We start from the raw sequence: 26372 nt of genomic DNA, 5'->3' as shown, positions 1-26372 counted from the left end.
GAGCTGACACGCTAGAAGTGGTAATTGACTCCGAAGGAAAAAATGACCGGATTATAAATAGCTGTAAATCCAAAGGCTCCTGCGTCGTTGGCGTCAAAATTGAAAGTCGTGTAGTTATATCTGACTTCTCCGAATCCAGAGATGTGTCGTGTGAAAAAGTATTCGCCACCGAGCTTGACGTTCAGACCTACCCTGGTTGAACTCTGCGTCCCTTCAAATCCCGATACTATGGTTTTGACCCGGGCCATAAATACTCCAGGACCAATCCCAACATAGGGTTGAAACCTTGTCTTGTGATACCGCAACATGAGATTAAATGGAGCAACCGTAATGACTCGAAAAAGATCCCCTGAAAAACCACTTATTGTATCTCCACCAGCTATCTGACCGACGCCATTCAAGATCGATCCAGGAATAAAGCTGAGTCTTGTCGATTGTTGCTCAATGTGAGGAGTCGTATAGTAGCCTTCCAGCTCTAGACCAAGCCATGGCACTTGCGGAAAGTAATACCCGATTTTCCCGCCTAGTACTGGGGAGCTGGCCAAATCACGACCTGACATCGATCCGGGAGGAGTGAGCGTGGATCCTGGAGGACCACCAAGATCGGTCAGGTCGACTCTGGTGAGCTTGTTGTTGTCGCCGAACAATGTGGTACCGATTTGACCTCCAACGTACATTTCTGAATAGGCATTCGGTATGGTCAGAACCGATGTCAGCGACGCGTGCAACAACGTCGCAGTGAAGATCCATGTGTAAACCCACGCAGGACATCGTTGTTTCATGAGAACCACTCCGGATTGCCCATCTCCAACTCTGTCGTGGACTGGATGATCGCAAAGTCCTTTCTTGGACGCTCACAAGAAGGTTCAGCAAACTACATGCCACCCACAGTCGCATCTTCGTTGGGGAATAGGTCATGAGTGACACGTCGTATGCGCGTACTCCATTCATTGACAGGCTCTCGAGGGCCTTCCTATAATTCGCCCTCCTCAATGAGTGGATGATGATTTCGTCATGAGGCAGAATCGCTTATGCCAACCACGATCAATAAGCTCGGTGTTATTGGAGCTGGCGCCTGGGGCACAGCCTTGGCGAAACATCTGGCCGAAAAGGGTCTGGAGGTTTGCCTCTGGGCCTATGAACACGACGTCGTCAACGCCATCAACACCTCTCATGAAAATCCTGTCTTCCTGAAGGGTGTCCCTCTTCCATCAAATTTGATGGCCACTTCCTCACTGGTTGACGCCGTACATGGCTGTGATGGGATTCTGCTTGCCGTTCCTTCACACAGAACCCGATCCGTGTTGCATCAGTTGGCACCCTACATCTCAAAGCCCCTACCGTTCGTGTGCGCAACCAAAGGCATAGAAGAAACCACGGCCAAATTGATGACCCAGGTTATGGAGGACGAGTTATCGCCGTCCATGCACCGCTCCCTCATGGTGCTGTCTGGACCCAGTTTCGCTTCCGAATTCAGCATGAGGAAACCCACGGCCCTGTGCTTGGCTGGCTCCGATGAACAGCTCGTGCGGCAGTTTCAGGGTGCCTTGATGACGCCTGTATTTCGTGTGTACGCCGATACAGACGTCATCGGCGTCCAACTCGGCGGAGCCCTGAAAAATGTCATGGCACTGGCTGCCGGTGTGATCGATGGCCTGAACCTCGGACTCAATGCCCGCGCGGCGCTCATTACTCGAGGCCTGGCTGAAACCGTCAGGCTGGGCATGGCCATGGGAGCCGATCCGCGCACATTTTATGGACTGTCCGGGGTCGGCGATCTGGTCCTGACCTGTACGGGCACACTCAGCCGAAACCATTCGGTAGGCGTTCGCCTCGGCCAGGGAGAAAAGTTGGAGACAATTTTGGCAGGCATGCAGGCTGTCGCTGAAGGCGTTCGGACGGCACGTGCCGCATTAACATTGGCCCAGCGCCATCGGGTCGATATGCCGATCATACAAGAAATTCATTCCGTCCTGTATGACGATAAGTCTTGTAGGAAGGCCGTGACTGATTTGATGGAACGGGATGCAAAATCAGAGAAGGAGTGGACATGAATCCGGAAGGACTCGAACGGCTGTTGCAGCAAGTCCGTCAAGGCGATGCCACGGTGGAACAGGCACTTCAGCGCCTGCAGTCACTACCTTTTGAGGATCTGGGCTTTGCCTCAGTCGATCATCATCGGTCATTACGACAAGGGTTCCCCGAGGTCGTCTTGTGTGAAGGGAAAACCATCGCGCAGATTATCGCCATCGCTCGGGCGCTTATCAAGAAACAAGGCCCGTTTCTTGCCACTCGTGCCAACCCATCGGTTGGGCGAGCCATTCGCCGCCTGGATCGGCGAGCACAGTACTATCCTGATGCACGTCTGGTGGCGATTCACGCTTCCAAGCAGAAACAACATGGGCATATACTCGTAGTGACCGCAGGAACGGCGGACGTGCCCGTGGCGGAAGAAGCTCGTGTGACGGCTGAAGTGATGGGTAGCCACGTCGAGCGACTGTACGATGTCGGGGTTGCGGGTATCCATCGACTGCTCGGAAAGAGAGATCGGCTGTTCGATGCGAAGGTCGTGATCGTCGCAGCTGGTATGGACGGTGTCCTGCCGAGCGTGGTGGGAGGGTTGGTCCACTGCCCGGTCATTGCCGTGCCAACCAGCCGAGGCTATGGTGCGAGCTTCGGGGGAGTCGCTGCGCTGCTGACGATGCTCAATTCCTGCGCTGCGGGTGTAGGCGTGATGAATATCGACAACGGATTCGGCGCGGCCTGCCTCGCACATCGGATCAATATGTTGGGAGTAGAGAAATAGGCGCGGGAGAAATGAATGCGCCTCTATTTCACTTCCAGTAAGCCTCGCTTTGGCCAGGCAACCATCACGGTACGTAACCCTTTTTCTCCATTGGCCAACAACTTTGTCCGCACTTCATACGAATAGATGCCCACCCCGGCGAGTTGCTTTCGGTGATCCTGGCCATCCCACGCAAGTTCGACAGACACCTTCGATCGTCCTGTCTCCCCATCCACGGCTAGAGAGACTTGGATGGGCTGTCGATACGTGAGAAATCGAAGCGAGCTCTTCGACGGAGAACTAATGAGCGAGGTCACCTCCAAAATCGTGGATCCATCCACTTCTTTCGGAAGCTGGACTGTAACGGAAAACTGAAGAGGCCCGTTGCCCAGCGCATACGGCGTCGGGGCAATGTTAAGGCCGACAATTTTGAGCTGAGGCTCAGGCCTGGGAACGCGGGGCGGCTTCTCTTTCGAGAGGCTCTCTGCCGGGAATACGGCCATCAGAGAAGCACACAGGGTGAGCAACCCGAGCAGACGTCTCATGTAATGGAGCGTATGTGACAATTTCAACAAAAACCCTGAACCATGCTTTCATGAGTGGCGGGCGTCGTGTTCGGCACGATGCAACTCAACCGCACTCTTAGGGGGATACCATAGCACCCCTAGGCTGTCAACGAAGCGTCGAGAATGAACCAGCGATTGCCGTTCGTCCACGCCTTCGGTAAGATGTCCGGTCATTTTGCGCATCGCATGTAAGGAACTGAATGGGCCGTCATTTGCATTTCGATTGTTTCTCCGGAGTCAGTGGAGATATGGTCCTGGGCGCATTAGTGAGCGCAGGGTTACCATGGACTGACTTGGTCAAGGGCCTCAAAGGACTCAAGCTTACCGGCTACACATTGCGGAAGCGCGAGGTACATCGTGGCGTGCTCCCGGCAATCAAAGTCGATGTGATCGTTCAACAGGGATTTCAACGGCCGCTGACCCTCTCTCGCATTCGAAAAATCCTTGTCGACAGCACGTTGCCAGGCCCGGTCAAGGAACGGAGCCAGTCGGTCTTTGATCGACTGACTGAGGCCGAAGGAGTGGCGCATGGTGTCGATCCAAAAGATGTTCACTTTCATGAAGTCGGAGTGATGGATTCGTTTATCGATGTTGTCGGTGGCGTGCTGGGGTGCTATCTCTTGAACGCCACCCAAATCACCGCCTCTCCGATCAATGTTGGAGCCGGGTCGATTCAAACCTCACACGGACTCTTACCGGTTCCAGGGCCTGCGGTGGCGGCGCTGGCGAAGGGAATTCCGATCTACGCCGACGGTCCGCGTTGTGAGCTTGCCACCCCCACCGGGGTTGCGCTGCTTCGAACATTGGCGTCTGAATTCGGCCCGATGCCGACCATGAAGAGTACGGCCGTGGGCTACGGAGCCGGCGACCAGGATCCAGACGGATGGCCGAATGCCTTGCGCCTGTTTGTGGAGGAAGAGTCCACGTCGGCGGCCAATCCGACCGAGCCGATGATACAGATTGAGACGAATCTTGACGACCTCAGTCCACAGACCTACGAATACATCATGGAGCAGCTCTTTCAGGTCGGTGCTGTTGATGTCGTGCTGGTTCCCGTCGTCATGAAGAAAAGTCGGCCAGGAATTCTGCTGAGCTGCCTAGCTACTGAAGACCGGACGGATGCCGTGATTGAGGTCCTCTTCCAGGAAACGACCACGCTCGGAGTGCGACTTCATGAAGTACGCCGACAGGTCCTCACCAGGCGATTCGTCCCCGTCACGACGCCAGGCGGAGTCATTCGTATGAAAGTAGCCGAGGTCGGCGCCGGATGGGAAAAAGCAGCCCCCGAATATGAGGACTGCAAAGCCATCGCGCAACGAACCGGCCAGCCGCTCAAGACAGTAATGGAGGATGCGCTGATGGCCTATCGACAGGGACGCAAGAAAACGAGAATCACAGCTTCGCGAGGCCGAGCATGACCGTGCTGTACTACGTGCTCCTCTTTCTCGTTTCCGTCGCGGTCACGCTTGGTGGGTGTGCACTCTTTACGAACGCCATTGAATGGTTTGGCAAGCGGCGTGGTATCTCCGAGGGTGCCGTTGGTAGTGTCTTTGCCGCCATCGGCACAACCCTGCCTGAGACCTCGATCCCGATCATTGCGATTTTCTTCGGTGATAGCCCTGAAGAAGCTGAGGTTGGCTTAGGTGCCATCTTAGGCGCGCCGTTCATGCTCAGCACACTGGTGCTACCCATCCTGGCTGTGCTGCTGCTGCTCTATGCACGAGCCGGCAAGCGGACCGCCCGATTCCAGCTCAACTATCATGAAGTACTAACAGACCTCACGTTTTTTATGATCGGGTATTTTATCGCCTTGGGATGCGCCTTCGTGCCGTCCAAACTGATTCACCTCATCGCGGCCGGTGTATTGATCTGCTTGTATATCTACTACATGAAGCTCAAATTCGCACCCGCTGGTGAGGAAGAAGGGGGTGGTGAGCTGGAGCCGTTGATTTTCGACAAGCACGCAGCCACGCCGTCCTATGCCATGATCGGATTTCAATCCCTCTTGGGTTTAGGTGGATTGATCATGGGCGCCCATTTATTTGTCATGGCTGCAGAATCGATGGCCGGCTTGTTCGCCATGTCGCCGTTGATCTTGGCGCTGCTGATCGCGCCACTCGCTACCGAGCTACCGGAGATGTCCAATAGTTTTCTCTGGCTCTATCGCAAGAAAGACCGGCTCGCCGTGGCCAATGTTACGGGTGCCATGGTCTTTCAAGGCACCTTCCCGGTTGCGCTGGGGTTGATCGGAACCGAGTGGGTCATTGCATCATCGGCATTGACCACCATGATCCTAGCCGTGCTGGCCGTGGGATTCTGCCTCCTGCAGATTCTGATCGGTGGACGGTGGCGACCGTGGCTGCTCGCCGCCGGAGCGGTGTTCTATATCGGTTATACGGTACATCTCTATGTCAACTGAACCGCGATCACCTCGCACACGTTCTTCATCCCCTCAACTCCCCTTGCTGGGAATCACGATGGGAGACCCGTCCGGCATCGGTCCGGAGGTCATCGCCAAAGCTCTGTCTGGTACTCACTTGCGTAACGTCTGTCGGTCGGTTGTGATCGGATCCCTTCCCGTCATGGAGCGAACGATCAAGTCACTGAAGCTTAAACTGAACGTAGTCCAAGTTCGTAATCATGAATCGATGGCGCCGCGTAGAGGAACGGTAGCGGTACTCGACCCACTGGAGACACCGCTGCGAACATTCAAACGAGGAATTGCCGCTGCGGAGACTGGCGCCGCTTCAGTCGCCTTTATCAAAAAGGCTGTCGAACTGGCTCAGATCGGCTGTATTGAAGGCATGGTGACAGCGCCCATCAACAAAGAAGCCATCAATATGGCTGGCTGCCGGTACCCAGGCCATACCGAGTTATTGGCTGATCTCACCCACGCGAACGAATCAGGCATGATGATCGTGGGCGGACCGTTACGCATCATGTTCGTCACAACACATGTCGCGATCAGAGATCTCCCGGCACTGCTGACGCAAGCCAAGACTGAAAAGGCGATCCGCTTGGCCCAATTGGCGCTGACGACACTGTTTGGCATCAAGCGCCCCAGGATAGGAGTGGCTGCCCTCAATCCGCATGCCGGTGAACATGGCTTATTCGGTGATGAAGAAGCGCGAATTATCCTCCCGGCAACACGCGCCACCCAACAACAGGGCATTCTGGCAAGTGATCCCTTGCCGGCTGATACGCTGTTTGGGAAAGCTGCGAAAGGGGCATTTGACGGCGTCGTCGCCCTCTATCACGATCAGGGTCTCATTCCCCTGAAGCTGGTCGCCTTCGGCACCTGTGTCAATCTCACCGTGGGCTTGCCGATCATCCGCACCTCAGTGGATCATGGAACCGCATTTGATATCGTCGGGAAAGGCGTCGCTGATCCCGGAAGCCTGATTGAGGCCATCAAACTGGCTGCCATGATCGCTCAGAATAGAATGGTGACAACTTCGACCAAGAAGGGACGGACTAAACGTGTCGCTTGATATTTCGAAGGGCCTTGCCGTAGTTCGACGTCAGATGGACGAATTGGAGACGCTTGAGAAACAGACTCTTCAAGACCTGAACACCGTCGCTGGAACGGAACGAATAGAAAAATGGAAAGCCCGCACAGTCGCGTTTCTCACCAATTCCGTAGGCGATCGGGAAGGACAACTCTTCGCGAGCGTCCAACCAGGGCCATCGTTTACTCATGATTTGGTTGAAGAGTTCACGGATCTTGTGGAGTGCTATCGCACGCCTCTGGGTATATTGGCCAAGCAATTGGCCCAGGCTCCACCAACTCGGAGTTGAGTGTGAACTCCTCTCTTCCCCCTGCCGCGATCAAACGCCTTGGGCAGAACTTTCTCATCGACCCCAACATTGTTCGTAAAATCATCGCACTGGCTGAGCTCACCCCAACTCATGCCGCGTTGGAAATCGGGCCAGGCCGCGGCATCCTCACCGAAGCGCTGTGTCGTGCGAGTGGCCACGTGACGGCGATCGAAGTCGATCCTCGGCTCCATGCGTTCTTAACTGAACAACAGCCCCAGTTTTCCAATCTCATGCTTGTCCTCGACGATGCGATGACCTATCCGGTCGAGCAGCTTCCGAGCGGCACCATCGTCGTCGCCAATCTTCCCTATTATTTATCCACTCCCCTCCTCTTCCGGCTTCTCGATCGACGCGATCGATTCCCCCGTATGGTGCTGATGCTGCAGAATGAAGTAGCTGATCGACTCGTGGCCAAACCCGGAAGTTCGGACTACGGAGTCCTCTCCGTCATGGCACAATATGCGGCAGAGATCACGAAAGCATTTCGAGTCTCTGCCCAGTGCTTCCGACCACGACCGCAAGTCGGCTCTGCAGTGGTTCTGCTCAAGACCAAGCATCAGAGAGCACTGAACCAGGAAGAAGAGGCCAAATTTGCAGCACTGGTGAAAGCCGCCTTCGCCCACCGCCGCAAGACGCTCATCAATTCACTGAAAGATCAGGGGTACGATCAGAAGCTAGTGGCAGCTGCGTTGGAAGCGCTTGCACTCTCGCCTTCTCTCCGTGCGGAAATCCTTTCCATCGAGCAGTTTATTGAACTGACCCGCCGCATTTATGGATGAGGCTTCTCGCCCATCTATCCTTAACAGTCGGAGACAGGCGAGAGCCGAATGGCGCTGAGGTCTTACTCCACCCAAGCCAGCGATGGCAGAAAAGAGGTCCACGCTGTGTAGGCTCACACGCTACGTGGGGCGCATGTGGATTTTGAACATGACACGGCGGCTTTTTTCGCGGGCTGGTTGCCCTATCTCATTCCGTAAAAGATCCTGCCTCCCACGCCCATTCGCGGTGGCTTTCTGCAAGAAGCACTCATAGGCCCACGGAAGCTTCTCGCGGATCACTTCCAAGCTTTTGGCCAGCACCGCAAAAGAGCGTTCCTGACTGAGTCTCAGATTACGTATGTCGTCACCCAGATCATCGGTGTATCCCTCGATCACAAAGGCTTCTACTTCTTGCTCTCCAGGCGTGCAGACGAGTGAGGCGTAGTGTGGCATGGTCTCGGACAAGAAGATCTCGGCCGTCTGGAGCAACGTGCTTTTCCCAAACTCAAAGGTAATCGCCGTATCCGGCACCGTAATCGTGTGGGTGCTTGGCATTTTAGTTTCCAGGGCTGGATGAGGTGGATCGATTCTCGGTGTGCTGTCCGTTGGAGTACCACGGCTCTTGGCCAAATTGGTATGTCCATCCTCGACGCGAGTCATATAGGCCACGAGCAAGAGAATGAAGATGACGGCGAGCGAGGTCATAAGATCGGCAACCCCACTCGTCACCACCGCTGAGTTGTCACGCGAGTCCAGTGTAAAGCTCGACTTCATCCCTTTCATTTCCTCCGTGCTGTTTCAGGTGAGACGAGATGGTTTTCCTGCATTGCGATCTTTATGGATCGGACGTGCAGGTTCTGTCGTTGCGGCGGTGGTATTCCTGAGATCCTGAAACATCGCTTCGATCTCGGCTTGAGACAGCCGCACTGGGGAAGCATGCTCCTTCATCGAACGGTTGAGGTCTTGAATAGCGTCCAGTATGGGATTCATTATGGGTCGTAACGCCCGCTGGACCTCGTGACCAATCTCCGCTGGCAAATCATCAAACTTCATCGGTGGATGATTGGATTGCAGCGCCGTGAGGGATTCTGCGGCTGAGTTCAGCGCTGCGACGGTGGACCCGAGGCGCTGCTGCACGGCCTCGACAAGCTGATGTGCGGTGTCGCCTCGGATGGGAGTGGCGATGGCCACCGGAGATCCGTTCGGCGATGGGCCCCCCTGGGAATGTTGGTCCGTAGCCCTCTGCGGAAACATTTCGTCCAGGAGGGAGATGCACTCCCCGTGTCGGTTGTCCAACCGATGCCAGAAAGAATGTTCGAGGAGGGTGAATGCATTGGCGCAGGCCAAGCCGACGATGGATGTCACAAACTTTCCTGAGAGGCCGTTGATCAGTCCTTGGATGCCATCGATCTCCGATCCGTTCGCATGGAGCTTGCTGAGGCCGATCAAGATGGCGAGGAAGGTGAACATCAACCCCATGCCCGTCATGAAAGCGGGCAGCTGCCGGTAAAAGCGGACATTGAGATGGGCTGCGCAGAGAGATTCGAACGAGAAAAACTCACTGGCGGAACGCTGACTATGGACGGTCGGCTCAAGAAACCAGGCGGACTGCTCTACCGCGAGGGTCTTGCGGTATGAAAACCAGTCTCTGGCAAAATCCTGTTCTGACCGTACCGCCTGATCCAATGTATGCAGATCGTCAAGATCGCGTCGCGTTTCTGACGAGACATCGAGACGCGCTCGCTTTTTTGCCAACGCCGGAATAACCAGCCAATCTTTGGACACCTGTTGCCGTGCCAATACCAAAGGCGCGACGGACAAGTGAAAGCGCGCAAGCGTCCCTTGGATGTGGAACAAACCTCTGAGGAACATCGCGCTATGCCAAAGAAACAGGACCAAGATCCCCACAGCACCAATCCAGCTCAGCACGGGACTCTGAAGCCCACCGACAACCGTGACATCGCGAGTGAGCCATTCCCAAAGAGCGGTGATCGAATCCATGTCATCCATCAAGCAAACCTCACTGGTGCGCTACGCACCATTCTCAGCAGGAGCAAAACCCGATTATTTCTCTCAACTTCTGTGCCAGAGAAAGATGCAAGAAATGGCCTCATATCGCTGCACGATTGGGGTCACGCCAGAGCAAGAGGGAAGTTTTTACCGAGAGAGCGGCAAGTTCTGTCAGGCTCACGGAGGCACAGTTACCGCAACAAAACTCTCCATTGCTTTTGAGGTGTGAGAACCTGGTGTATGCTCAACCCGTGGCTGACAATTGGAAAGAGGAAATGTTATGCACTTTGTCCAAATCGGAAACCATGCGTTCAACCTGGATCTGATCTCTCACTGTGAGCTGCAGATCTGGCATGATGCGATGTCGGTCAAGATCTATATGACAGGAACAGCCAATAACACTCCGGTGGTGTTGAACGAGGAAGACGCTAAGCAGTTCTGGAAATACATCGAGTATATCGCAGAGAAGCCGGTCTAATTCGGTCAGTGTTCAACGGCTCTTCCCTTTTACCCCGCTGAACTGTTCAAGCGCACGTTATTGTTCAGTCGATTGGGAAAGGTTGTTCGTGGTATGGTTTGGTCTGTTGTCAGCGGTGTGCCCGTGGACAAACCTGCTGGATGGGGGCGATTTACGATGGGTCAAGGGAGAGTGCTCGGTCGACTTGGCGGTATTCTGTGTGTGCTGCTCTCAGTCACAGGATGTGCAAGCGAATTCTCTGTTCTCAGCACATCGGGTGAGCCGCTCTTGATTTCGCGTCGAGGTTATTCACCCGGTGAATGCACTGAGAAGGTAAAGGACGACGCCGCTCGTATGGGTGTCACATTGCGATATATTCACATTCGTGGCAGCGCTGTTGGCCGTTCGTTACTATGGCCCTTCGAAGCAGGATATGCCTGTGAAGCTGGGATCGGCCCAGAGCAGGGCCCAATCGGCACGTATCCGAGCAATCCTCGCATCCTTTCTCGCGGCTCGTGATTGAGCCCATCGAGCAGAGTCCTTCTGCTCTCTTTTGCCTAAGAGCGATGTAACGTATTGGGAGTGCCCAGACTAGTTCTGGGTCTTGACCCGATAAAAATCCGCCGGTCTTCCAAGTTCTCGCCAGAGAGTGTCTTAGTGTCTCATTGACCAACCAGCCCGCCACAATTCCGTCCCGCGCAAACAGCCAAAGAGCTACACCTGCAGACGAAATTATGTTCTCCAAGTCGAAGCATGCCTCTTATGGTATTCCACCCTCTATTGCCTTCGTACGCATCGCACATCCGAGATACCGACCAGACCGTGGCGGCGCAGGCACTCTGACGAGGGCTCGAGCATGTCAACACTTCCTGGATTTGCTTGTTGATTCAGTATCTTAAGCTATACTTAGTACGTGCGTGAAACAGTGGTTGGGAGGAGGTTAGGAAAAAGCTCAGGCCTGGAGCGCGATGATCAAGATCCTATTAGTCGAAGACAACGACGTTGATGCACGCCTGACTCAAGATATTCTATCGGAATGGGGCATGGAAGAATTCGAGATCATCCATGTGACCCGCCTGAGCGACGCTGTCACCCGCCTCGCGCGCATACGTTTTGACGCCGTCCTTCTCGACCTATCACTCCCGGACGGTTATGGGCTCTCAACCGTGCGTCAAATGCAAGCCGCGAATCCGACGATTGCCATCATTGTGCTCAGTGGGCTCAATGATCAAACGCTCGCGCTACAGGCTCTCCGGAATGGAGCACAGGATTACCTCGTCAAGGGACAAGGGCCGTCGGAGCTATTGGCTCGCTCAATCCGCTATGCCATTGAGCGAAAACGGGCTGAAGAGCGGCTGACCTACCTGGCCCAATATGATCAGCTGACGGGCCTTGTGAACCGCACATTGTTTCGTGATCGCCTGATCCAAGCCATGGCGCGTAGTAAACGGCTTCAACAGCCTCTCGGTCTCATGTTACTCGACCTGGATCATTTCAAACCTGTGAACGATACCATGGGTCACAATGTCGGTGACCAGCTATTAAAGTGCGTTGCTGAACGACTCCACGAGTGTGTGCGCGAAGTGGACACGGTCGCCCGCATGGGAGGAGATGAGTTCACGATTATCCTTGAAGGCTTGACGTGCGAAGAGGATATCACGCTTGTCGCACAGCGAATCACTACGTCAGTGGCGGAACCGTTCCACCTTGAGGAACACAAGGCGTTGATCGGCATCAGTATCGGGATTACCGTCTATCCGACCGATGATCACGAAGTCGATGAGCTTTTGAAACATGCCGATGCGGCCATGTATCGGGCCAAACAACAAGGGGGAAGTTCGTTTCAGTTTCACATTCCCGCTGATTCGCCTTCCTCCACCCGCTTAAATTAACAATCATCGACCATCCGGCAGCTCCTGGTTGCTCTCATCGACCAATCTGAGCAAGCGGTTGATCAGAGATTGAATACACACCGATTCCATTCGGTTCGAGTCGATTCATCGTTGGAAGCACCGATGGCGCAGGGTTGGGATGGGAATCGGGTGTCAGGAGGATGCCCCAGTGCTGATTGTTCCGGCACACATTGTCCACAATCAGCCCTTCGGCGTGCTGGAACATGAGGATGCCGCTGAGCATGTTGTCTTCACACAGATTCCGCACCAGTTCTGGACGGCTGCCCGAATCTCGGACCGCGATGCCAAAATGGTGATTCTCGACACAGCGATTATCCGCCACTCGCGGTTGAGCGCCGGCAAACACGAAAATGCCCGACTCCCGATTGCGACACACTTCGTTATCGGTGAAGGCGACCCGACATTCGGGTCCATACAACACCACGCCCGACAAAATCCCTTCCATCGCTCGGCACTGTGTGATGATGCATGTGGAATTGAGTATATTCAGCGCTGAATGCTGGTCGCTGCCGACATAGCGGAACGTGATGCCAGTAATCCACCCTTCCGGTACCTCTTGAAGATACAGCGGCCCGCTGCGGCGGCAGAAGATTTGGACGCTATCTCGTCCGGCACCAACAAGCCGTATGGGTCGTTGGGTGACGACAAGCTTATCCTCATAAATCCCAGGACGGACATAGACCTGATCCGATTCAGCGGCATCCTTCAGCGCAGCACTTGGAGTGGGATAACAGCCCTGATCAGTCGGATCGACAATCAAGGTTCGTCCGCCCAGGGGGTTGGTCGGAATGGTCTCTTCATTCACGATGTTCTCCTCGGAAAGGTTGGTCGCACTCTTACGGCCTTGACGGGACATGAAGACCCTTTGAATGCTGAATGAGACAAGTCAGGGACTTGAACCACATTGTACAAAACTGTGTCTTCATTAACACGCCCCTGGAAAACCCCTTAAGACGATTGGCTTCCTCGATTCTGCAAGATCCTGTTTTTTAAAGGTTTCGCATGCGTGAATGGAAGGAGCCCTGGCATACCGATTGCGTGCCTAAGCCTCTTGACTGCCGCTTGATCAGATGGAGGCCTATTATGCCCCAGAAATGTCTCGGAATTCTCATCCTCCTATTCATGTTCTTCTCGGTGGGCGAGTCCCTAGCTGCTCCTACTCAACGGCAGGATACGACCCGCCGATTATATGATCGCGTCATGGATGAATTTAAGCACCGCGACTACAAAGCAGCCATGGCAGGTTTCCAACTCTTCATCGAACTGCATAGCGAATCCGCCTTAGCCGCCAATGCGCAATATTGGATCGGGGAATGTCAATATCGGATGGGACGATATCGAGATGCGCTCAAGTCGTTCAATGAGGTCGTGTCAAATTACCCACTCAGCCCTAAGTTGGCAGCTTCCACGCTGAAGCTCGGCCAGACATACACCAAACTAGGGGATCATGAGACGGCACGACTGATGTTTGACCGGGTGGTGGACCAATACCCGGATAGCTCTGAAGCAGAACTCGCGCGCAAGGCCATCGAGGCTACGGCACCCGCCGAAGACTCGACAAATCAATCTCCGTAGGTATCCTCCTGTTCGATTGATGCAACTCGTCACTCCTCTGCAGTGATCCCCAATCGAGTGGTCAGATCAGGCAGCGTGTGGCGTTTCTTTGGCTGCAACGTTGTCAGCCTGATCCCCGCTGCGTTCAGCACCGACTCGATGACGTGCTGGCGTTCGGCCTGATGCAGTGGTGAAGATTCACGCTCGATCTGGACAACATGTTCGACGCGACATGACCCAGGATGGACCAAGACAAAATCGACTCGCTTGAGTGCAATCTCTCGAAGAAGATTGGAACGCACTGGTGCCTCCGCTTCGACCTCGACGAAGGACCAGAGTGGCACCTGACTAAAGACAAGGTAGCGCTCTTGGACAGCCATTTGCAGGAGGCTATACAACGCAATTTCTTCTTCCTCGAGTAATCGGGTAGGCTCAATGGTCACGCCGGAAGGAATGGCAAATGGCGTTGTCCGCTTCTTCCTCCGTCGTGTCTTCCTTAGATAACGCCACAGCATGATGATCCCCATAATGACCGTACCAACCAGAAGAAGTCTCATTTCTTTTTGCTTCCGCCTTTGCGTGATCGTAACTGCTCATACCACTGTGGGCCGCTTGGGACGATGCAACCTAATATCCTTGGGGATGCTGCCCCCGTAACCGAGGGAACGTTTCCACACTGTTCCATAATAGTCTGATACGCGAGGACGGCAAACGCCACCGATTCCAGCGCTTTACTGTCCCAGCCATGAGTCTCAAAGGATGTGACCGGCACTGGAGCAAAGATATCCGTTAAATGTCCCATGATCGCCCGGTTCCGGACACCGCCCCCCCCCACGCAGTCCAACGGCTACAGGTGGCCAGAAGATCTTCAACCGATAACCGGCGTGTGTATTGCCAATTGAGCAATTCGTCTAGCATCTTTGTGCCGAATGCTTCACGACCGGTCGATTTTGGCGGCGCCTGAGAGAGATAGGGATGAGCGAGAAGTTTGGCTAATAGTCTCGAATTGACCTGGCCTTTTTCCGCCAATCGCCCCTCACGGTCCATCGAAGCCCGACCATTCGTGATGCGAGACATGAGCCCATCGAGCACCATATTTGCCGGGCCCGTATCAAATGCGGCGAGTTCCGCAGAGCCTGAGCCCTTGGGAAGATAGGTCACGTTGCTGATGCCGCCAAGATTCACGATCAACCGCGCGCGGCGCGGATGCCGAAACAGCAGCGCGTGGACCCCCGGGGTCAACGGTGCTCCCTGTCCGCCAGCCGCGATATCGCGTGGCCGAAAATTGGCCACCGTGGTAATCCCTGTGCGTTCGGCAATGACGGCTGGCTCAGCGATTTGCAGTGTCGACCGTATGGCGCCGACACCGGCATCTTTGATGCCATGCGGCAGGTGCTGCACAGTTTGGCCGTGAGATCCAATGAGATCTACGTCCTCTGGCGACAGTTGAGCTGACCGAATGACTCCTAAGGCAGCGTCGGCGAACCATTCACCTAAGAGCGCATTCAAGTGGCAAATATCCGTCACCGTTCCCGACACTGAGGCAGAGAGAATGCGCTGCTGCAGCGAACGCGGATAGGAAAGTGAATGAAACGCAATCATCTCGACTCTGAGACCGCCTTTCTGGCGGACAATGGTCACCAGCGCTGCATCGACTCCGTCGGCTGAAGTTCCTGACATCAATCCGACAACGTTCATCTCCGGTATCCTTTCACGATCGCCTGAATCCTGAGTAGCTCATACGCGTGCTACGCTAATCGAACTTTCGTGTACGGTCAAGGAGGCGAATGGACAGGGCCTATGAGCGGGTACCGCCCTCATCGCGTCGTTGACACCGTCAGACGCGGATGGTACCGTCCCCGCCGATGTTTCCTATCACGCATGTGCAGAAGTTATCTTCTTTCTTTCTCCTCGCCCTGTTAGCTGGTTTCCTTCCACCTCTTGGCACCGTGACGGAAGCTCGCGACCCGATTCCGATTGTGGTCACCATTCCTGTGCTGAAGGATTTGACAGAGCAGGTCGGTGGCCCCCATGTACGAGTCACATCGTTGTTGAGCGGCTATGAAAATGAGCATACCTATTCTCCCAAACCCACCGATCTGATCGCAGTCCGGAAGGCCAGACTGTTACTGGAGATCGGCATGGGACTTGAGGTGTGGGTTTCATCGCTGGTGAAGAACGCGGGTGGCCAATCGTTACGTGTGATTACGACCTCTCACGGCGTCGAGCTGATTCACGACGATACGGATGCGCATGAAGGGACACCTCACGACGGGAAAGCCGGGAATCCGCATGTCTGGCTGGACCCTGAAAATGTCACCATCATGCTGCGCCATATCACCGACGCTCTCATTGAAGTGGACCCAAGTCATACAACGGAATTCCGAACCAATCAAGCGGCCTATCTTCAACGGCTTGGTCAGGTGCAACAGGAACTCTCCGCGCGTATCCAGCGGCTCTCCGACCGGCGATTCATTGCCCATCATCCAGCGTGGCCCTATTTGGCAAAGCGATTCAGCCTCGACATTGTTGGCACGATCCACATGCAGTCCGGCACAGAGCCCTCCGCCCTTCATCTGCAAGCGCTCATCCAGAAGATGAGACGGGACCATATCAAGGTGATCGTATCCGAGGTTCAACTCAGTCGGCGACTTCCGGAGCTACTGGCGAGGGAAACCAAGGCCCACGTCGTCGTCTTGACCACGATGCCAGGCGGTTTGGAGGGAACGGCGACCTACCTCGACATGCTTCGCTATAATGTGCTCCAATTGGTCCGCGCATTAGAAACGACCTCGTAGTCTTGAGCAGACGACCCCCAGAAGGAGCTTCGGATTCCGTGTCAGATCCCCGTGAGCCAATCATCCGTTTTGAGCATGCCTCCTTCGGGTTTCCCGGGCTCATCGCCCTCAAAGACATTTCGTTGGCTATCTACGACGGCGAGTTTGTAGGCGTCATCGGCCCAAACGGATCAGGCAAGACGACGTTGTGTCGTGCCGTACTGGGGCTTCTTGCCCCCGTGGAAGGACATCTTCATATCTTCGACTGTGCCTGCAACGAACTCCGCTGCTACCATCGCGCAAAAATTGGCTATCTCCCACAGAAAGGGGTCGTCGATCGGAATTTTCCGGTGACGGTCCTTGAAACAGTGATGATGGGTCGTTACGGAGCGCTGGGCCTATTCAAACGTCCAGGGAAAAAGGATCGTGACATCGCGCAGGAAGCTCTGGCTCAGGTGGGAATGGATTCTCACAAGGATCATTCCCTTGGACACCTATCCGGTGGTCAACAGCAGCGCGTCTTTATTGCGAGAGCCCTGGCACAACAGCCCAAGGTCCTTATATTGGATGAGCCGACGACCGGTCTGGATATTACCGCTCAACACAATGTCATCGAGCTCGTGCAACAGCTGCATGATGAACTCAAATTGACCGTCCTCTTGATTACGCACGACATTAATATGATTCGCTCACGGGTCGATCGATTGGTTCTTCTCAAAACCAGACTCTTCGCCGCCGCCCCCCCCGCAGAGGTCCTCAAGCCGGAGATTCTTCACCAGGTCTATGGCAAAGACTTGGTGATTACAGAGAAAGATCTCGTCATCGTCGAAGATTACCACCATCACCACTAGGAATGAACTTCAGACAATGTTGGATCTCCTCGCCTACGATTTCATGCAACGCTCACTCCTCGCCGCTGCGATGGTGGGCGGGCTCTGTTCGGTCATCGGCGTATTCGTCGTCCTGCGGGGACTGGCGTTTGTAGGAGCCGGGACGTCACATGCCGCATTTGCGGGCGTGACACTCGGCTACTTGATGGGATGGCCTCCCCTGTTGCTGGCCATTGTGTTCGGTCTTGCGACGGTTTGGATTACTGGTTGGGTTGAAGAACGGGGCAGGATGAAGCTGGATGTTTCGATCGGTATTCTCTATACCACGACAATGGCACTGGGTATTCTCTTCATTGGATTGATGAAAAGCTACAATGCCGAGGTCTACGGGTACTTATTTGGCAGCGTGCTATCGGTCACACCTGAGGAACTAAGCGTCATCGGAGCGTTGACCGTCCTCGTCTTGGGCCTCCTCCTGCTGTTCTCAAAAGAACTCTATTTTATCGCGTTCGACCAAGAGATGGCTGAAGCCTCCGGCGTCCCTGCACGCCAAATCTTTTTCCTCCTCCTGACGTTGGTCGCCTTGACAGTGGTGGTCTCACTGAAAACCGTCGGAGCGATCTTGGTCTTTGCCATGATCCTGATTCCGGCATCGACCGCTTACCAACTCACGCATAGCCTTGCAACACTGACTCTGTATTCCGCAACAATCGGGATATTCACCTCGATTGCTGGTGTCTTGATTTCCGCGTTTTGGGATGTGCCCTCAGGGCCGGCTATTGTCCTCTTAGCGACCACCATATTTTTCATCGCAGTCTTCTTCTCCCCAAAACGCGAGCGTCGGATACGGCTCGTGCATTCCCACTAACGTACGCTGGGAGCGACCGAGGTCCATCGCCGACAGCTCAGTCTGAAGTCGATCTCGTACCGAAGAAAAAGTCCCCCGCCTTTTCAAGCGGGGGACTCGACATGACACTTGCGAGTATTGAGGTTGGCCAGGACTAGCGCTTGGGGTAGTGTTCGTTTATGTGGCTTATTGGAATTAGAACGTATGGCGTACGCCGAAGAGGAGTCCTATGGTGGAGGCATCGCTCCCGCCGGGAGAATTTCGCTTCCACGCCGTTTCCATATTCAGCATGAGGCCTTTTGGTGCACCTGCCATTAAGTTGCTCAAGGCATAGTCAATGCCGCCACCGACCCGCCATGCAACCGTATCCGAGACATCACGCGTATTGATATTCACACCGATACCAGTCGTGACATACGGCACGAACGGACCAAAATGACCAGGACGATACTCGAGATTAAGCGGAAGTATGGAAACGGTATTCACCGCGCCACTTCCTGCATCAACCCCGTGCCGCTCCCACTCCACCATCATGCCGACTCGAAACCACTTATTGAGCCCGTACATGCCTTGGAAATTGACCAGTGGCCCAACAGTCGACACGCCGGAACTTTGAGTCGTGAAACTCGGTCCCACCCGAAACCCGCCGGTAATTTTCCCCTCTTCAGCCATTCCCTCATGAACCCAAGCCAAATCGGTGGCATGTGCGGTACCGGTCAACAAGGTAAGGCTGACAACTGCCGTAGCGAAATACTGTCGAACTTTCTGCATGATTCCCTCCTGTATAGAAAACGATTGCTTCACGCCAACTGTAACCGAGGGTCCACTGATGATTCAAGACCAACTACGGTAAACCCTCTAGAAAGTGATGGACGTGATGGGTGACGCTCTGCTAATCACGTGATGTCCAATAGCTGTCATGTACAGCGCAGAAATAGTGGCGTCACGGGTGGCTGGGATACATACCGGGCTTTGACATGAGAGGGGGGAGGTTATGCCCAGACAGGTATTCAGAATACAACTAATTAGATTGCTGTTTACAATTTGTACCGCCTTGTTCCCTCTTTCACACACCGCCCAGGCGGAAGAGCTTGGAGGGACTGAACCTGGAAGCTGGGTCCTCGGCTTTCGGGTTGGATTTGCACCACTCACCCAACAGCTCTCCAAAAACACCTCAACTTCGATTGGGCCGCTCGTCAATTTTTGAGGGCTGTATAGCCTCAACTCGTGGTTCATGGTCGGACTGATGCTTGAGTGGGAGCGGCATAGCGTGAGTATTGAGAGGCCTGACGTGGATCTTGGACATCAAGGCACCGTCTCGGTGCTGCCGACCCTGGAAATACGACCGGTCAGATTAGACCAGGTTATCCCCTATGTGAATATGAGCTTTGATGTGAATGTGAATAGTTTCGGCGAAGACACGGCGATTCGGATCAGTCCCAGCAATACGTTTGCTTGGCGACTCGGGTGGGGAGCGGATTACAAGATCAATGACCGGTTCGCTCTCAATGCAGAATAGGCGTCAAACGAAATGATGGCCATACGACCGGTACCGGCGGAAGGAATGATGACTAGAATGCGTCTTCGTTTGGCTTTCTCTTCGGTGGGAAGATGTTCTTCTGATCCTCATATCTTGGCACGCACAACGATTACCTCTTCTACTCACATGGCAGGAGGGTGCTCATGGATTGGGATGGGTCTGCTATTCAAGCCGACCCTGTTTGCTTCGACTCCACACCAGACCTATCTGTTCTTTTGAGCTGAAGCCTAGTTTCTCATAAAAGCCAGGTCGTCTGGTACACAGCCACACGAGCTCCACCCGCTCGAGCCGTGGATGCTTGAGGATGCGCTGAACAATCTCAGTCCCCACGCCGTGTCCCTGATACGCCCTGTCAACGATCACATCCCAGATCGTCGCGCGATAGATAAAGTCGGTGAGGACTCGACCGAACCCGATAAGACGCTCTCCATCCCATGCACAGAGTGTCAGATCCGTATGGAGGAGCATCTCCTTCGCGTCTTCGAGAGATCGGCCCTTGGCCCAGGGGGCTTGGTGGAATAGCCCAAGGAGCTGAGACGCGTCAGGGGGCTCGTGATGGGAATAGGTGACAGCGGACTTGAGGGTTGGAGGCATCTTATACTAGAGTATCCCCCGAATGGTCTTGGAGTGTACGAGGAAACTGATGTCAACGCAAGTCCGAACCTGTCCAAAGTGCTTCCAACTGATGTGGCTGAAGGCAGATGAGTACGAAGTGCTCGACGAGGAAACCGTTCGAGCGAAGTGCCCCCACTGTGGGAGCGCGGCTCGCTTCAAACTCGTCACTGCTGGAGTGAACGCGTTGGGGCCCAAGATGGGCCACTGATCGCTTCGCTGAGTTGTTGATCGTCGTGCTGTATTCGGCAGGTGGACTGCTGCTGAAACGCTCATGGCAAGCTGCTCAGAAGCCACCAGAACGGCATTACAGGCCTCCTCCCGCGCCATCCAATTCTGGCTGATTGCCGGGAAGTATCTTGTGTAATGCGGCGCGGTACTCCCTAAGACGCTTGTCATCGATTCGCCCAATCTCGATTTCGTGATCCCGCTGCATGCGTTCCAAGTGATCTAATACCGAGAGCAATGGATGAACAGCCCCGAGAAGGTTTCCAATTTCAAACGCCTCCAGCGATGACACGAAGGGTTCATTCAGCGCCTTGTACGGAGTCCCAGCACTCTGGCTTCGAACACGGGATACGATGGTTTCATAACCCTCAACCGCCTCGAACGACGGCTTCACTGCCGAGGGTGCGGCGCTCAAGTGGACAATGGGTGGAAGTTTAGACGCATAGGACTTGATGTGAGACGTGCCCCCCCCCACCGCATCAAGGACTTCGGCGGTCAACATGCATCCTCTGCAACGTAGGGATCGGCGAGTGGCTCACGCGGTTTCTTCTCCCCAGGGATGCTGAGCTGTTCAAGCGCAGACATCACCGTCTCCATATCGTCAGGCACCGACTTCGTGAAGTCTTCCACCTTGCCCGTCACCGGATGGGTAAAGCCGAGAGTTCTGGCATGGAGCATCACCCGAGGAACCTCCACATCGGCGATCGTGCAGACCTTTCTCCCGCCGTACGTGTGATCCCCCAGAAGGGGATGACCCAATGACGTGAGGTGAACCCGAAGCTGGTGCGTTCGCCCCGTTCGCGGGTACAGTAATACATGGGCCGCTACTTTGCCATACCGCCGGTCGACCACATAGTCGGTCACAGATTCCTTGGGACTGGTCGTTCTCGCTGAAAAGGTCTTCCGGTCTTTGACGTCTCGACCAATCGCGAGTTCGATCATTCCTCGACCTTTCTTAGGCACGCCCCAGACCAACGCCTCATAGACGCGGGTGATGGTATGGAGCTTGAATTGCGCGGCGAGCGCCCGATGCGCCGTATCAGTTTTGGCAATCACCATAACGCCGGACGTTTCTTTGTCTAGTCGATGAACAAGGCCGGGGCGCTCTTTCCCTCCGATGGCCGACATCGTTCCGCCCGATGTTTGAAAATGATGCAGCAACGCGTTGACCAGCGTTCCGGTCCAATGCCCTGGGGCAGGATGCACCACAATGCCGGACGGCTTATTCAACACGAGAAGGGAGTCGTCTTCGAACAGGACCTCCAATGGGATCGCCTCCCCCTTCATTGAAAGCGGCTCAGGCTTTGGCACATCCATCGTGATGCGATCACCGGGTTTGATCTTGTGACTCGGTTTCACGACCTGATCGTTGATGCGAATACGCCCCAGCTCGATCAGACGCTGCAACGCTGACCGCGACATGTCTCGTTCTCGATTGACAAGGAAGAGGTCCAACCGTTTGGGCTGCTCTCCGGACGTGATGATAAATTCTGTAATCATAAACAGAATACGCTACTAAAGAGCTTCGGCTAAATGCAATCGGAGAATACTGTCGGTTTGCCTCCTCCCTGCGGGAGGACTATGGTGGTGGCGCAGGACTGATCCTCCCCTATACGAGGAGGCATCGACCATGATAGATAGGCAGTTCGTCTCCGCCACAACGGCAGCCGGACAGTTATGAAATTTTCAGAGTACGATCCAGGCGAGTTCTACGACGAGCTGTACGAGGGCAAAGGGCAACCACGACCCGGAAGTACGCTGTTGCTGCGAAAGTTTGCCTCGCTGCCGGAAGGAGAACTCAAAAAGCGCCAGGAAGCGGCAGAACGGGTCATTCTCAACATGGGCATGACCTTCGGCATCCATGGGGGCGATGACGGCCATGAACAGATCTTTCCCTTCGACATCGTGCCGCGGGTTGTCGTGGCATCTGATTGGGAACGCATCGAATCCGGGCTTCGCCAGCGCATGCGCGCGTTGAACTTGTTTATCGACGATGTGTACCACGATCAAACGATCCTCAAGAACGGGGTGATCCCCAGCGAACTGATTTTTTCCGGCAAAGGTTTCTTGCTCCCCTGCATGGGTCTCAACCCACCGCGAGGCATCTGGTGCCACGTGGCCGGGATTGACTTGGTCAGAATCAGCGATGGACAGTACTATGTCCTTGAAGACAATACCCGTTGCCCGTCAGGAGTTGCCTATGTGCTGGAAGCCCGACAGGTCATGAAACGGACGTTTCCCGAACTGTTCGAGGCCTATCGCGTGCGGCCGGTTGATGGGTATCCGAGCCAACTCTTGGAAACCCTTCGGTCCCTTTCGGACCTTCCCGATCCGACCGTCGTCATTCTCACACCGGGCATCTTCAATTCTGCCTATTATGAACATTCCCTGCTCGCCCACAAAATGGGTGTGGAATTGGTCGAGGCCAACGATCTGGCGGTCGTGGATGGGTCAGTTCATATGCGCACCACCAAGGGATCGCAACGCGTGGATGTGATCTACCGGCGAATCAATGACGACTATTTGGACCCACTGGCGTTTCGTCACGATTCCATACTGGGAGTGCCTGGTCTCATGGAAGCTTATAAGAGAGGCAGGGTGGCGCTCGCCAATGCGCCCGGCACCGGTGTATCCGACGACAAAGCTATTTATGCGTACCTCCCGAAGATCATCAATTACTACTTGGCGGAGGAACCGATTCTCCCGAACGTGCCCACCTATCTCTGTTCCGACAGACAGGATCGGACCTATGTCTTGGAGCATTTGGATCAGCTGGTCGTGAAAGCCACCAATGAAGCCGGTGGGTACGGAATGATGATTGGGCCCCATGCCTCAAAGCAGGAGCGTGAGGACTGTGCCCGCCGCATCGAGGCAGATCCACGCAACTATATCGCCCAGCCAACCTTGGCACTCTCGCGGGTGCCCACCTTGGTGGAGGATCACCTAGAAGGACGTCACGTTGACCTTCGGCCATACGTCTTGTACGGCCGTGATGTCTACGTCTTGCCGGGAGGCATGACACGCGTGGCATTGCGGAAAGGGTCTCTCGTAGTGAATTCCTCTCAAGGCGGAGGCAATAAGGACACATGGGTCCTTTCATGAGCGCCTCCTTCACGAACGGCCTGGATACCGGCAACGATCCATTAACCGGTCAACAGACAGGGCCTGGTCCACGATGCTGAGCCGAGTCGCCAGTTCCATTTATTGGTTGAACCGCTACATCGAACGGGCGGAAAACTATGCCCGATTCATCGAGGTGAACGTAAACCTCACCCTCGACCTTCCCAGGGGCACCACAGAGCAGTGGGAGCCCTTGGTGGCCACCACAGGCGATCATGAGAGTTTTACCAGTCGCTATGGGAAAGCAACAAAAGAAAACGTCACGCAGTTTCTGTCAGCGGATGTGGCAAACCCCAACTCGATTCTGTCCTGTCTGTTGGCTGCACGTGAAAATGCCCGGTCGGTCCGAGAAGTCATTTCCAGCGATATGTGGGAGCAAGTCAATCGCTTTTATCTCATGGTGAGAGACGCTGTTTCTCAAGGCTTGTCCAGTCGAAATCTCCACACGTTTTTGGCAGACGTGAAAGCAAACAGCCACCTCTTTCTCGGCATTACCGATGCCACCATGTCGCACGGAGAAGGCTGGCATTTTGCCAGGCTCGGTCGTCTGCTGGAGCGAGCGGACAAGACCTCCCGCATTCTCGACGTCAAATACTTCATGTTGCTCCCGACCGTCACCGAAGTCGGCACGCCGTTCGATATCATCCAGTGGTCCGCCTTGTTAAAATCCGCCAGCGCTCTGGAGATGTATTACACACGTTTTGGCCGCATCTCGCCGGACGATGTCACCGCGTTCCTGATTCTTGACTCCACGTTTCCGCGAGCGATCCGGTACTGCCTCATTAAGAGCGAAGATTCGCTCCATGCCATCTCCGGGTCTGAACACGGATCCTATCAGAACCAAGCCGAGAAGCGGCTGGGGCGGTTGCGTGCCGAGTTGGACTTTGGCGATCTTGAGGATTGCGTGACCGGCGGACTGCACGAATTCTTGGATCAGTTTCAAGCGCAGCTCAATCGCGTGGGCGAGGCCATTTCTGAGACCTTCTTTGCCCCGCGTCCTATCCACAGCATAATCACCGGAGCGGAGACACAATGACCTTTTGCCTGGGCATGAAAGTCGAAGATGGTCTCATTGGCATCGCCGACACACGGGTCACGACCGGTGTGGAATACATCACGACAGGGAAAGTCTCGATTCATCAGCATGGGCGTCACTCGATGTTTCTCATGACATCTGGACTGCGCTCCGTCCGTGATAAGGCCGTCACATATTTTGACGAAGCGATTGGCGAAGAGGATAAAACGTTCGATAAATTATTCAAAGCCGTCAACGTGTTTGCCGCACAGATTCGCCGCGTGGCAGAAGAAGACCGTACAGCACTGGATCAAGCAGGCCTGATTTTCAATCTTCACGCCCTCGTGGGTGGACAGCTAGAAAAGGACAAGGAGCACAAGCTCTATCTCATCTACCCCCAGGGAAACTGGGTGGAAGTGAGCCAAGGGACACCCTATTGCATTATCGGGGAGACCGGCTATGGGAAACCACTCCTTGATCGTGTGCTACGCTATAACTCCAGCATGGACCTCGCCATGAAGGTGGGCTTCCTAGCCTTCGACGCCACTCGCACCAGCTCGACGAGCGTCGAATATCCGCTCGACGTGGTCCTCTATCGCCACGATACCTTCGATATCATCCAACACCGTTTCCAGAAGGAAGACCTTGATGAGATTGCCATCTGGTGGCAATCCCGCATTTGCGAGTCGGTCGAGAAGTTACCCTCGACGTGGATTGATCGCCTGCTGACATCGCTTCCTCGTGAGACACGATCACCACCCACAAACTCCTCCGACACAACTCTGTAATGCGGTGACAGCGCACGCCAACCCGGACAGCGCCTCACCGGAGCCCAACGATTGGAACCAGACGCGGAGACATCCTGCGTCGCGCTTGCCACGAACAGGCTTGATCGTATCGAGCTCAGCACTGTGCTGACTGAGCTCACCTATTCTTACACCGAGGTCACGCAGATGGTGGAAACACGGTATGGTGAAACGTGGGTGAGGGTCCTCGACACAGGGTAAGGATACAGAGAAGGAATCAAATAAGAACTAAGCGTGGCTGGTCTTTTTCGCGCGTTCGGCAATCTTCTTGCGAAGTCGAGCTTTTTCGAGGCTGATCTGGGCTTCTTTGACTTCCGACGGCAAGCCGCCCGCTTGAAGGCGTCGCTCCGCTTCAGCAACTTTGGCCGTGGCTCGCTCCACATCAATGTCTTCCGCCTGTTCCGCAATTTCAGCCATGATGGTGACTTTGGTAGGAGTGACTTCGGCAAAGCCCCACAGAATGGCCATGGAATGGGTCTGACTATCAACACGGTAACGAAGTTCGCCGATGCGCAGGGTCGACAGGAAATGACAGTGCCCGGGGAGTACCCCAAACTCTCCTTCAGACCCCGGGGCAATGACTTCATCCACCTGCTGACTCAGCAGCTGCTTCTCCGGCGTGACAACTTCTAATAAAAACTTTCCAGCCATTCTTTCTTTTCCTTTACCTTCCCCCTACAGGCGGGGAAGCGAGGCGTCCTCCACTGCGCGCATGCAACGAGGGTCTTCCGAGAC

At 54.7% G+C, this 26372-nt stretch carries 32 protein-coding genes; 18 read left to right on the top strand and 14 right to left on the bottom strand.

Going from position 1 to position 26372, the window contains the following annotated elements; translation table 11 throughout:
- Positions 1–11: 11 nt before the first annotated feature.
- On the bottom strand, positions 12–782 hold the full coding sequence (locus E8D52_08040; GenBank protein ID TKB68922.1) for a porin family protein: 771 nt from the start codon (positions 780–782) through the stop codon (positions 12–14).
- A 249-nt stretch (positions 783–1031) separates the two neighbouring features.
- On the opposite strand from E8D52_08040, the gene E8D52_08035 reads away from it, so the two are divergent.
- The gene (locus E8D52_08035) at positions 1032–2054 is read left to right on the top strand and encodes an NAD(P)-dependent glycerol-3-phosphate dehydrogenase (GenBank protein TKB68921.1); all 1023 of its coding nucleotides are present in this window, start codon (positions 1032–1034) and stop codon (positions 2052–2054) included.
- Positions 2051–2806 carry a nickel pincer cofactor biosynthesis protein LarB gene (gene larB / locus E8D52_08030; protein ID TKB68920.1) on the top strand — a complete coding sequence of 252 codons (756 nt, stop codon included), beginning with the start codon at positions 2051–2053 and terminating at the stop codon, positions 2804–2806. Before E8D52_08035 ends, larB begins: the two co-directional genes overlap by 4 nt.
- A 23-nt stretch (positions 2807–2829) precedes the next feature.
- On the opposite strand, the gene E8D52_08025 is transcribed toward larB, so the two are convergent.
- Positions 2830–3330: a hypothetical protein gene (locus E8D52_08025; protein TKB68919.1), complete on the bottom strand. Its 501-nt coding sequence runs from the start codon at positions 3328–3330 to the stop codon at positions 2830–2832.
- 221 nt (positions 3331–3551) lie between these two features.
- On the opposite strand from E8D52_08025, the gene larC reads away from it, so the two are divergent.
- From larC to pdxA, 3 genes are read left to right on the top strand one after another with little or no spacing between them, the layout of a single operon-like run.
- Complete coding sequence (larC, locus tag E8D52_08020; GenBank protein TKB68918.1) at positions 3552–4769, top strand: nickel pincer cofactor biosynthesis protein LarC; 1218 nt, start codon at positions 3552–3554, stop codon at positions 4767–4769.
- Complete coding sequence (locus E8D52_08015; GenBank protein ID TKB68917.1) at positions 4766–5770, top strand: sodium:calcium antiporter; 1005 nt, start codon at positions 4766–4768, stop codon at positions 5768–5770. The genes larC and E8D52_08015 overlap by 4 nt, the downstream gene beginning before the upstream one ends.
- The gene (pdxA, locus tag E8D52_08010) at positions 5760–6842 is read left to right on the top strand and encodes a 4-hydroxythreonine-4-phosphate dehydrogenase PdxA (protein ID TKB68916.1); all 1083 of its coding nucleotides are present in this window, start codon (positions 5760–5762) and stop codon (positions 6840–6842) included. Before E8D52_08015 ends, pdxA begins: the two co-directional genes overlap by 11 nt.
- Here pdxA and E8D52_08005 read toward each other — a convergent pair.
- Positions 6826–7050 carry a hypothetical protein gene (locus E8D52_08005; protein ID TKB68915.1) on the bottom strand — a complete coding sequence of 75 codons (225 nt, stop codon included), beginning with the start codon at positions 7048–7050 and terminating at the stop codon, positions 6826–6828. The two genes, pdxA and E8D52_08005, sit on opposite strands and share 17 nt — an antisense overlap.
- A gap of 32 nt (positions 7051–7082) precedes the next feature.
- Between E8D52_08005 and rsmA the strand changes: the two genes are divergently transcribed.
- Positions 7083–7949, top strand: coding sequence for a ribosomal RNA small subunit methyltransferase A (gene rsmA, locus E8D52_08000; GenBank protein TKB68914.1), 867 nt, complete (start codon positions 7083–7085; stop codon positions 7947–7949).
- Positions 7950–8069: 120 nt separating this feature from the next.
- Here rsmA and E8D52_07995 read toward each other — a convergent pair whose 3' ends face one another.
- Positions 8070–8711, bottom strand: a complete 642-nt coding sequence (locus tag E8D52_07995; GenBank protein ID TKB68913.1) for a hypothetical protein — start codon at positions 8709–8711, stop codon at positions 8070–8072.
- A gap of 15 nt (positions 8712–8726) precedes the next feature.
- A complete protein-coding gene (locus E8D52_07990) occupies positions 8727–9929 on the bottom strand; it encodes a hypothetical protein (protein TKB68912.1) in 1203 nt (400 codons plus the stop codon).
- Here E8D52_07990 and E8D52_07985 point away from each other — a divergent pair.
- From E8D52_07985 to E8D52_07975, 3 genes are all read left to right on the top strand, one after another.
- Complete coding sequence (locus tag E8D52_07985; GenBank protein ID TKB68911.1) at positions 9928–10167, top strand: hypothetical protein; 240 nt, start codon at positions 9928–9930, stop codon at positions 10165–10167. The genes E8D52_07990 and E8D52_07985 overlap by 2 nt on opposite strands.
- 51 nt (positions 10168–10218) lie before the next feature.
- Entirely contained in the window at positions 10219–10416 is a 198-nt protein-coding gene (locus E8D52_07980; GenBank protein TKB68910.1) for a hypothetical protein, read from the top strand.
- Positions 10417–11363: 947 nt separating this feature from the next.
- Entirely contained in the window at positions 11364–12287 is a 924-nt protein-coding gene (locus tag E8D52_07975; GenBank protein TKB68909.1) for a GGDEF domain-containing response regulator, read from the top strand.
- 34 nt (positions 12288–12321) lie between these two features.
- Here the strand turns inward: E8D52_07975 and E8D52_07970 are convergent, their stop codons facing one another.
- Positions 12322–13164 carry a hypothetical protein gene (locus E8D52_07970; GenBank protein ID TKB68908.1) on the bottom strand — a complete coding sequence of 281 codons (843 nt, stop codon included), beginning with the start codon at positions 13162–13164 and terminating at the stop codon, positions 12322–12324.
- 146 nt (positions 13165–13310) lie between these two features.
- Here E8D52_07970 and ybgF point away from each other — a divergent pair, with 146 nt between their 5' ends.
- A complete protein-coding gene (gene ybgF, locus E8D52_07965; protein ID TKB68907.1) occupies positions 13311–13883 on the top strand; it encodes a tol-pal system protein YbgF in 573 nt (190 codons plus the stop codon).
- A 29-nt stretch (positions 13884–13912) separates the two neighbouring features.
- On the opposite strand, the gene E8D52_07960 is transcribed toward ybgF, so the two are convergent.
- Genes E8D52_07960 through E8D52_07950 form a run of 3 tightly spaced genes read right to left on the bottom strand, consistent with a single transcriptional unit; the run spans position 13913 to position 15560 of the window.
- Positions 13913–14419 (bottom strand): DUF2726 domain-containing protein, encoded by a 507-nt coding sequence (locus E8D52_07960; protein TKB68906.1) that lies wholly within the window; start codon positions 14417–14419, stop codon positions 13913–13915.
- Positions 14416–14664 carry a hypothetical protein gene (locus E8D52_07955; protein ID TKB68905.1) on the bottom strand — a complete coding sequence of 83 codons (249 nt, stop codon included), beginning with the start codon at positions 14662–14664 and terminating at the stop codon, positions 14416–14418. Before E8D52_07955 ends, E8D52_07960 begins: the two co-directional genes overlap by 4 nt.
- The gene (locus E8D52_07950) at positions 14652–15560 is read right to left on the bottom strand and encodes an anhydro-N-acetylmuramic acid kinase (protein ID TKB68904.1); all 909 of its coding nucleotides are present in this window, start codon (positions 15558–15560) and stop codon (positions 14652–14654) included. The genes E8D52_07955 and E8D52_07950 overlap by 13 nt, the downstream gene beginning before the upstream one ends.
- Before the next feature lie 149 nt (positions 15561–15709).
- Here E8D52_07950 and E8D52_07945 point away from each other — a divergent pair, with 149 nt between their 5' ends.
- From E8D52_07945 to E8D52_07935, 3 genes are read left to right on the top strand one after another with little or no spacing between them, the layout of a single operon-like run.
- Positions 15710–16660 (top strand): zinc ABC transporter substrate-binding protein, encoded by a 951-nt coding sequence (locus E8D52_07945; protein TKB68903.1) that lies wholly within the window; start codon positions 15710–15712, stop codon positions 16658–16660.
- On the top strand, positions 16630–17490 hold the full coding sequence (locus E8D52_07940; GenBank protein ID TKB68902.1) for a metal ABC transporter ATP-binding protein: 861 nt from the start codon (positions 16630–16632) through the stop codon (positions 17488–17490). Before E8D52_07945 ends, E8D52_07940 begins: the two co-directional genes overlap by 31 nt.
- A gap of 16 nt (positions 17491–17506) precedes the next feature.
- Positions 17507–18337, top strand: a complete 831-nt coding sequence (locus E8D52_07935) for a metal ABC transporter permease (protein ID TKB68901.1) — start codon at positions 17507–17509, stop codon at positions 18335–18337.
- Positions 18338–18511: 174 nt separating this feature from the next.
- Here E8D52_07935 and E8D52_07930 read toward each other — a convergent pair whose 3' ends face one another.
- A complete protein-coding gene (locus E8D52_07930; GenBank protein TKB68900.1) occupies positions 18512–19087 on the bottom strand; it encodes a porin family protein in 576 nt (191 codons plus the stop codon).
- Between the two features lie 499 nt (positions 19088–19586).
- Between E8D52_07930 and E8D52_07925 the strand changes: the two genes are divergently transcribed.
- Entirely contained in the window at positions 19587–19835 is a 249-nt protein-coding gene (locus tag E8D52_07925) for a hypothetical protein (protein TKB68899.1), read from the top strand.
- 183 nt (positions 19836–20018) lie between these two features.
- On the opposite strand, the gene E8D52_07920 is transcribed toward E8D52_07925, so the two are convergent.
- Positions 20019–20450 carry a GNAT family N-acetyltransferase gene (locus E8D52_07920; protein TKB68898.1) on the bottom strand — a complete coding sequence of 144 codons (432 nt, stop codon included), beginning with the start codon at positions 20448–20450 and terminating at the stop codon, positions 20019–20021.
- Between the two features lie 49 nt (positions 20451–20499).
- Between E8D52_07920 and E8D52_07915 the strand changes: the two genes are divergently transcribed.
- Positions 20500–20679, top strand: a complete 180-nt coding sequence (locus E8D52_07915) for a hypothetical protein (protein ID TKB68897.1) — start codon at positions 20500–20502, stop codon at positions 20677–20679.
- Positions 20680–20775: 96 nt separating this feature from the next.
- On the opposite strand, the gene E8D52_07910 is transcribed toward E8D52_07915, so the two are convergent.
- Positions 20776–21198 (bottom strand): hypothetical protein, encoded by a 423-nt coding sequence (locus tag E8D52_07910; protein TKB68896.1) that lies wholly within the window; start codon positions 21196–21198, stop codon positions 20776–20778.
- Positions 21192–22196 carry an RluA family pseudouridine synthase gene (locus tag E8D52_07905; GenBank protein ID TKB68895.1) on the bottom strand — a complete coding sequence of 335 codons (1005 nt, stop codon included), beginning with the start codon at positions 22194–22196 and terminating at the stop codon, positions 21192–21194. Before E8D52_07905 ends, E8D52_07910 begins: the two co-directional genes overlap by 7 nt.
- A gap of 177 nt (positions 22197–22373) precedes the next feature.
- Here E8D52_07905 and E8D52_07900 point away from each other — a divergent pair, with 177 nt between their 5' ends.
- The 3 genes from E8D52_07900 (at position 22374) to E8D52_07890 (ending at position 25619) form a co-directional block, all read left to right on the top strand.
- Entirely contained in the window at positions 22374–23798 is a 1425-nt protein-coding gene (locus E8D52_07900) for a circularly permuted type 2 ATP-grasp protein (GenBank protein ID TKB68894.1), read from the top strand.
- A gap of 73 nt (positions 23799–23871) precedes the next feature.
- Entirely contained in the window at positions 23872–24852 is a 981-nt protein-coding gene (locus E8D52_07895; GenBank protein ID TKB68893.1) for an alpha-E domain-containing protein, read from the top strand.
- A complete protein-coding gene (locus E8D52_07890; protein ID TKB68892.1) occupies positions 24849–25619 on the top strand; it encodes a peptidase in 771 nt (256 codons plus the stop codon). Before E8D52_07895 ends, E8D52_07890 begins: the two co-directional genes overlap by 4 nt.
- A gap of 246 nt (positions 25620–25865) precedes the next feature.
- On the opposite strand, the gene E8D52_07885 is transcribed toward E8D52_07890, so the two are convergent.
- Entirely contained in the window at positions 25866–26288 is a 423-nt protein-coding gene (locus E8D52_07885) for a F0F1 ATP synthase subunit epsilon (GenBank protein TKB68891.1), read from the bottom strand.
- Positions 26289–26372 lie beyond the last annotated feature (84 nt).

It is taken from the genome of Nitrospira sp. (genome assembly GCA_005116745.1).
Taxonomy (GTDB): Bacteria; Nitrospirota; Nitrospiria; order Nitrospirales; family Nitrospiraceae; genus Nitrospira_D.
The sequence above is the reverse complement of the archived record's forward strand: the minus strand, read 5'-3'. Positions and strand labels throughout refer to the sequence as shown.

What these genes read in the sequence shown, in the direction of transcription:
- ybgF (TKB68907.1), top strand. Translation starts at nt 13,311, where the DNA reads ATGCGTGAATGGAAGGAGCCCTGGCATACCGATTGCGTGCCTAAGCCT.
- E8D52_07995 (TKB68913.1), bottom strand. Translation starts at nt 8,711, where the DNA reads ATGAAAGGGATGAAGTCGAGCTTTACACTGGACTCGCGTGACAACTCA.
- larC (TKB68918.1), top strand. Translation starts at nt 3,552, where the DNA reads ATGGGCCGTCATTTGCATTTCGATTGTTTCTCCGGAGTCAGTGGAGAT.
- E8D52_08040 (TKB68922.1), bottom strand. Translation starts at nt 782, where the DNA reads ATGAAACAACGATGTCCTGCGTGGGTTTACACATGGATCTTCACTGCG.
- E8D52_07920 (TKB68898.1), bottom strand. Translation starts at nt 20,450, where the DNA reads ATGCCTCCAACCCTCAAGTCCGCTGTCACCTATTCCCATCACGAGCCC.
- E8D52_08025 (TKB68919.1), bottom strand. Translation starts at nt 3,330, where the DNA reads ATGAGACGTCTGCTCGGGTTGCTCACCCTGTGTGCTTCTCTGATGGCC.
- E8D52_07885 (TKB68891.1), bottom strand. Translation starts at nt 26,288, where the DNA reads ATGGCTGGAAAGTTTTTATTAGAAGTTGTCACGCCGGAGAAGCAGCTG.
- E8D52_07960 (TKB68906.1), bottom strand. Translation starts at nt 14,419, where the DNA reads ATGAGACTTCTTCTGGTTGGTACGGTCATTATGGGGATCATCATGCTG.
- E8D52_07930 (TKB68900.1), bottom strand. Translation starts at nt 19,087, where the DNA reads ATGCAGAAAGTTCGACAGTATTTCGCTACGGCAGTTGTCAGCCTTACC.
- E8D52_07990 (TKB68912.1), bottom strand. Translation starts at nt 9,929, where the DNA reads ATGGATTCGATCACCGCTCTTTGGGAATGGCTCACTCGCGATGTCACG.
- E8D52_07970 (TKB68908.1), bottom strand. Translation starts at nt 13,164, where the DNA reads ATGTCCCGTCAAGGCCGTAAGAGTGCGACCAACCTTTCCGAGGAGAAC.
- E8D52_07895 (TKB68893.1), top strand. Translation starts at nt 23,872, where the DNA reads ATGCTGAGCCGAGTCGCCAGTTCCATTTATTGGTTGAACCGCTACATC.
- E8D52_07890 (TKB68892.1), top strand. Translation starts at nt 24,849, where the DNA reads ATGACCTTTTGCCTGGGCATGAAAGTCGAAGATGGTCTCATTGGCATC.
- E8D52_07950 (TKB68904.1), bottom strand. Translation starts at nt 15,560, where the DNA reads ATGAACGTTGTCGGATTGATGTCAGGAACTTCAGCCGACGGAGTCGAT.
- E8D52_08035 (TKB68921.1), top strand. Translation starts at nt 1,032, where the DNA reads ATGCCAACCACGATCAATAAGCTCGGTGTTATTGGAGCTGGCGCCTGG.
- E8D52_07900 (TKB68894.1), top strand. Translation starts at nt 22,374, where the DNA reads ATGAAATTTTCAGAGTACGATCCAGGCGAGTTCTACGACGAGCTGTAC.
- larB (TKB68920.1), top strand. Translation starts at nt 2,051, where the DNA reads ATGAATCCGGAAGGACTCGAACGGCTGTTGCAGCAAGTCCGTCAAGGC.
- E8D52_07915 (TKB68897.1), top strand. Translation starts at nt 20,500, where the DNA reads ATGTCAACGCAAGTCCGAACCTGTCCAAAGTGCTTCCAACTGATGTGG.
- E8D52_07945 (TKB68903.1), top strand. Translation starts at nt 15,710, where the DNA reads ATGGTACCGTCCCCGCCGATGTTTCCTATCACGCATGTGCAGAAGTTA.
- E8D52_07935 (TKB68901.1), top strand. Translation starts at nt 17,507, where the DNA reads ATGTTGGATCTCCTCGCCTACGATTTCATGCAACGCTCACTCCTCGCC.
- pdxA (TKB68916.1), top strand. Translation starts at nt 5,760, where the DNA reads ATGTCAACTGAACCGCGATCACCTCGCACACGTTCTTCATCCCCTCAA.
- E8D52_07910 (TKB68896.1), bottom strand. Translation starts at nt 21,198, where the DNA reads ATGTTGACCGCCGAAGTCCTTGATGCGGTGGGGGGGGGCACGTCTCAC.
- E8D52_07985 (TKB68911.1), top strand. Translation starts at nt 9,928, where the DNA reads ATGTCATCCATCAAGCAAACCTCACTGGTGCGCTACGCACCATTCTCA.
- E8D52_08015 (TKB68917.1), top strand. Translation starts at nt 4,766, where the DNA reads ATGACCGTGCTGTACTACGTGCTCCTCTTTCTCGTTTCCGTCGCGGTC.
- E8D52_08005 (TKB68915.1), bottom strand. Translation starts at nt 7,050, where the DNA reads ATGAGTAAACGATGGCCCTGGTTGGACGCTCGCGAAGAGTTGTCCTTC.
- E8D52_07980 (TKB68910.1), top strand. Translation starts at nt 10,219, where the DNA reads ATGCACTTTGTCCAAATCGGAAACCATGCGTTCAACCTGGATCTGATC.
- E8D52_07955 (TKB68905.1), bottom strand. Translation starts at nt 14,664, where the DNA reads ATGGGACATTTAACGGATATCTTTGCTCCAGTGCCGGTCACATCCTTT.
- E8D52_07905 (TKB68895.1), bottom strand. Translation starts at nt 22,196, where the DNA reads ATGATTACAGAATTTATCATCACGTCCGGAGAGCAGCCCAAACGGTTG.
- E8D52_07975 (TKB68909.1), top strand. Translation starts at nt 11,364, where the DNA reads ATGATCAAGATCCTATTAGTCGAAGACAACGACGTTGATGCACGCCTG.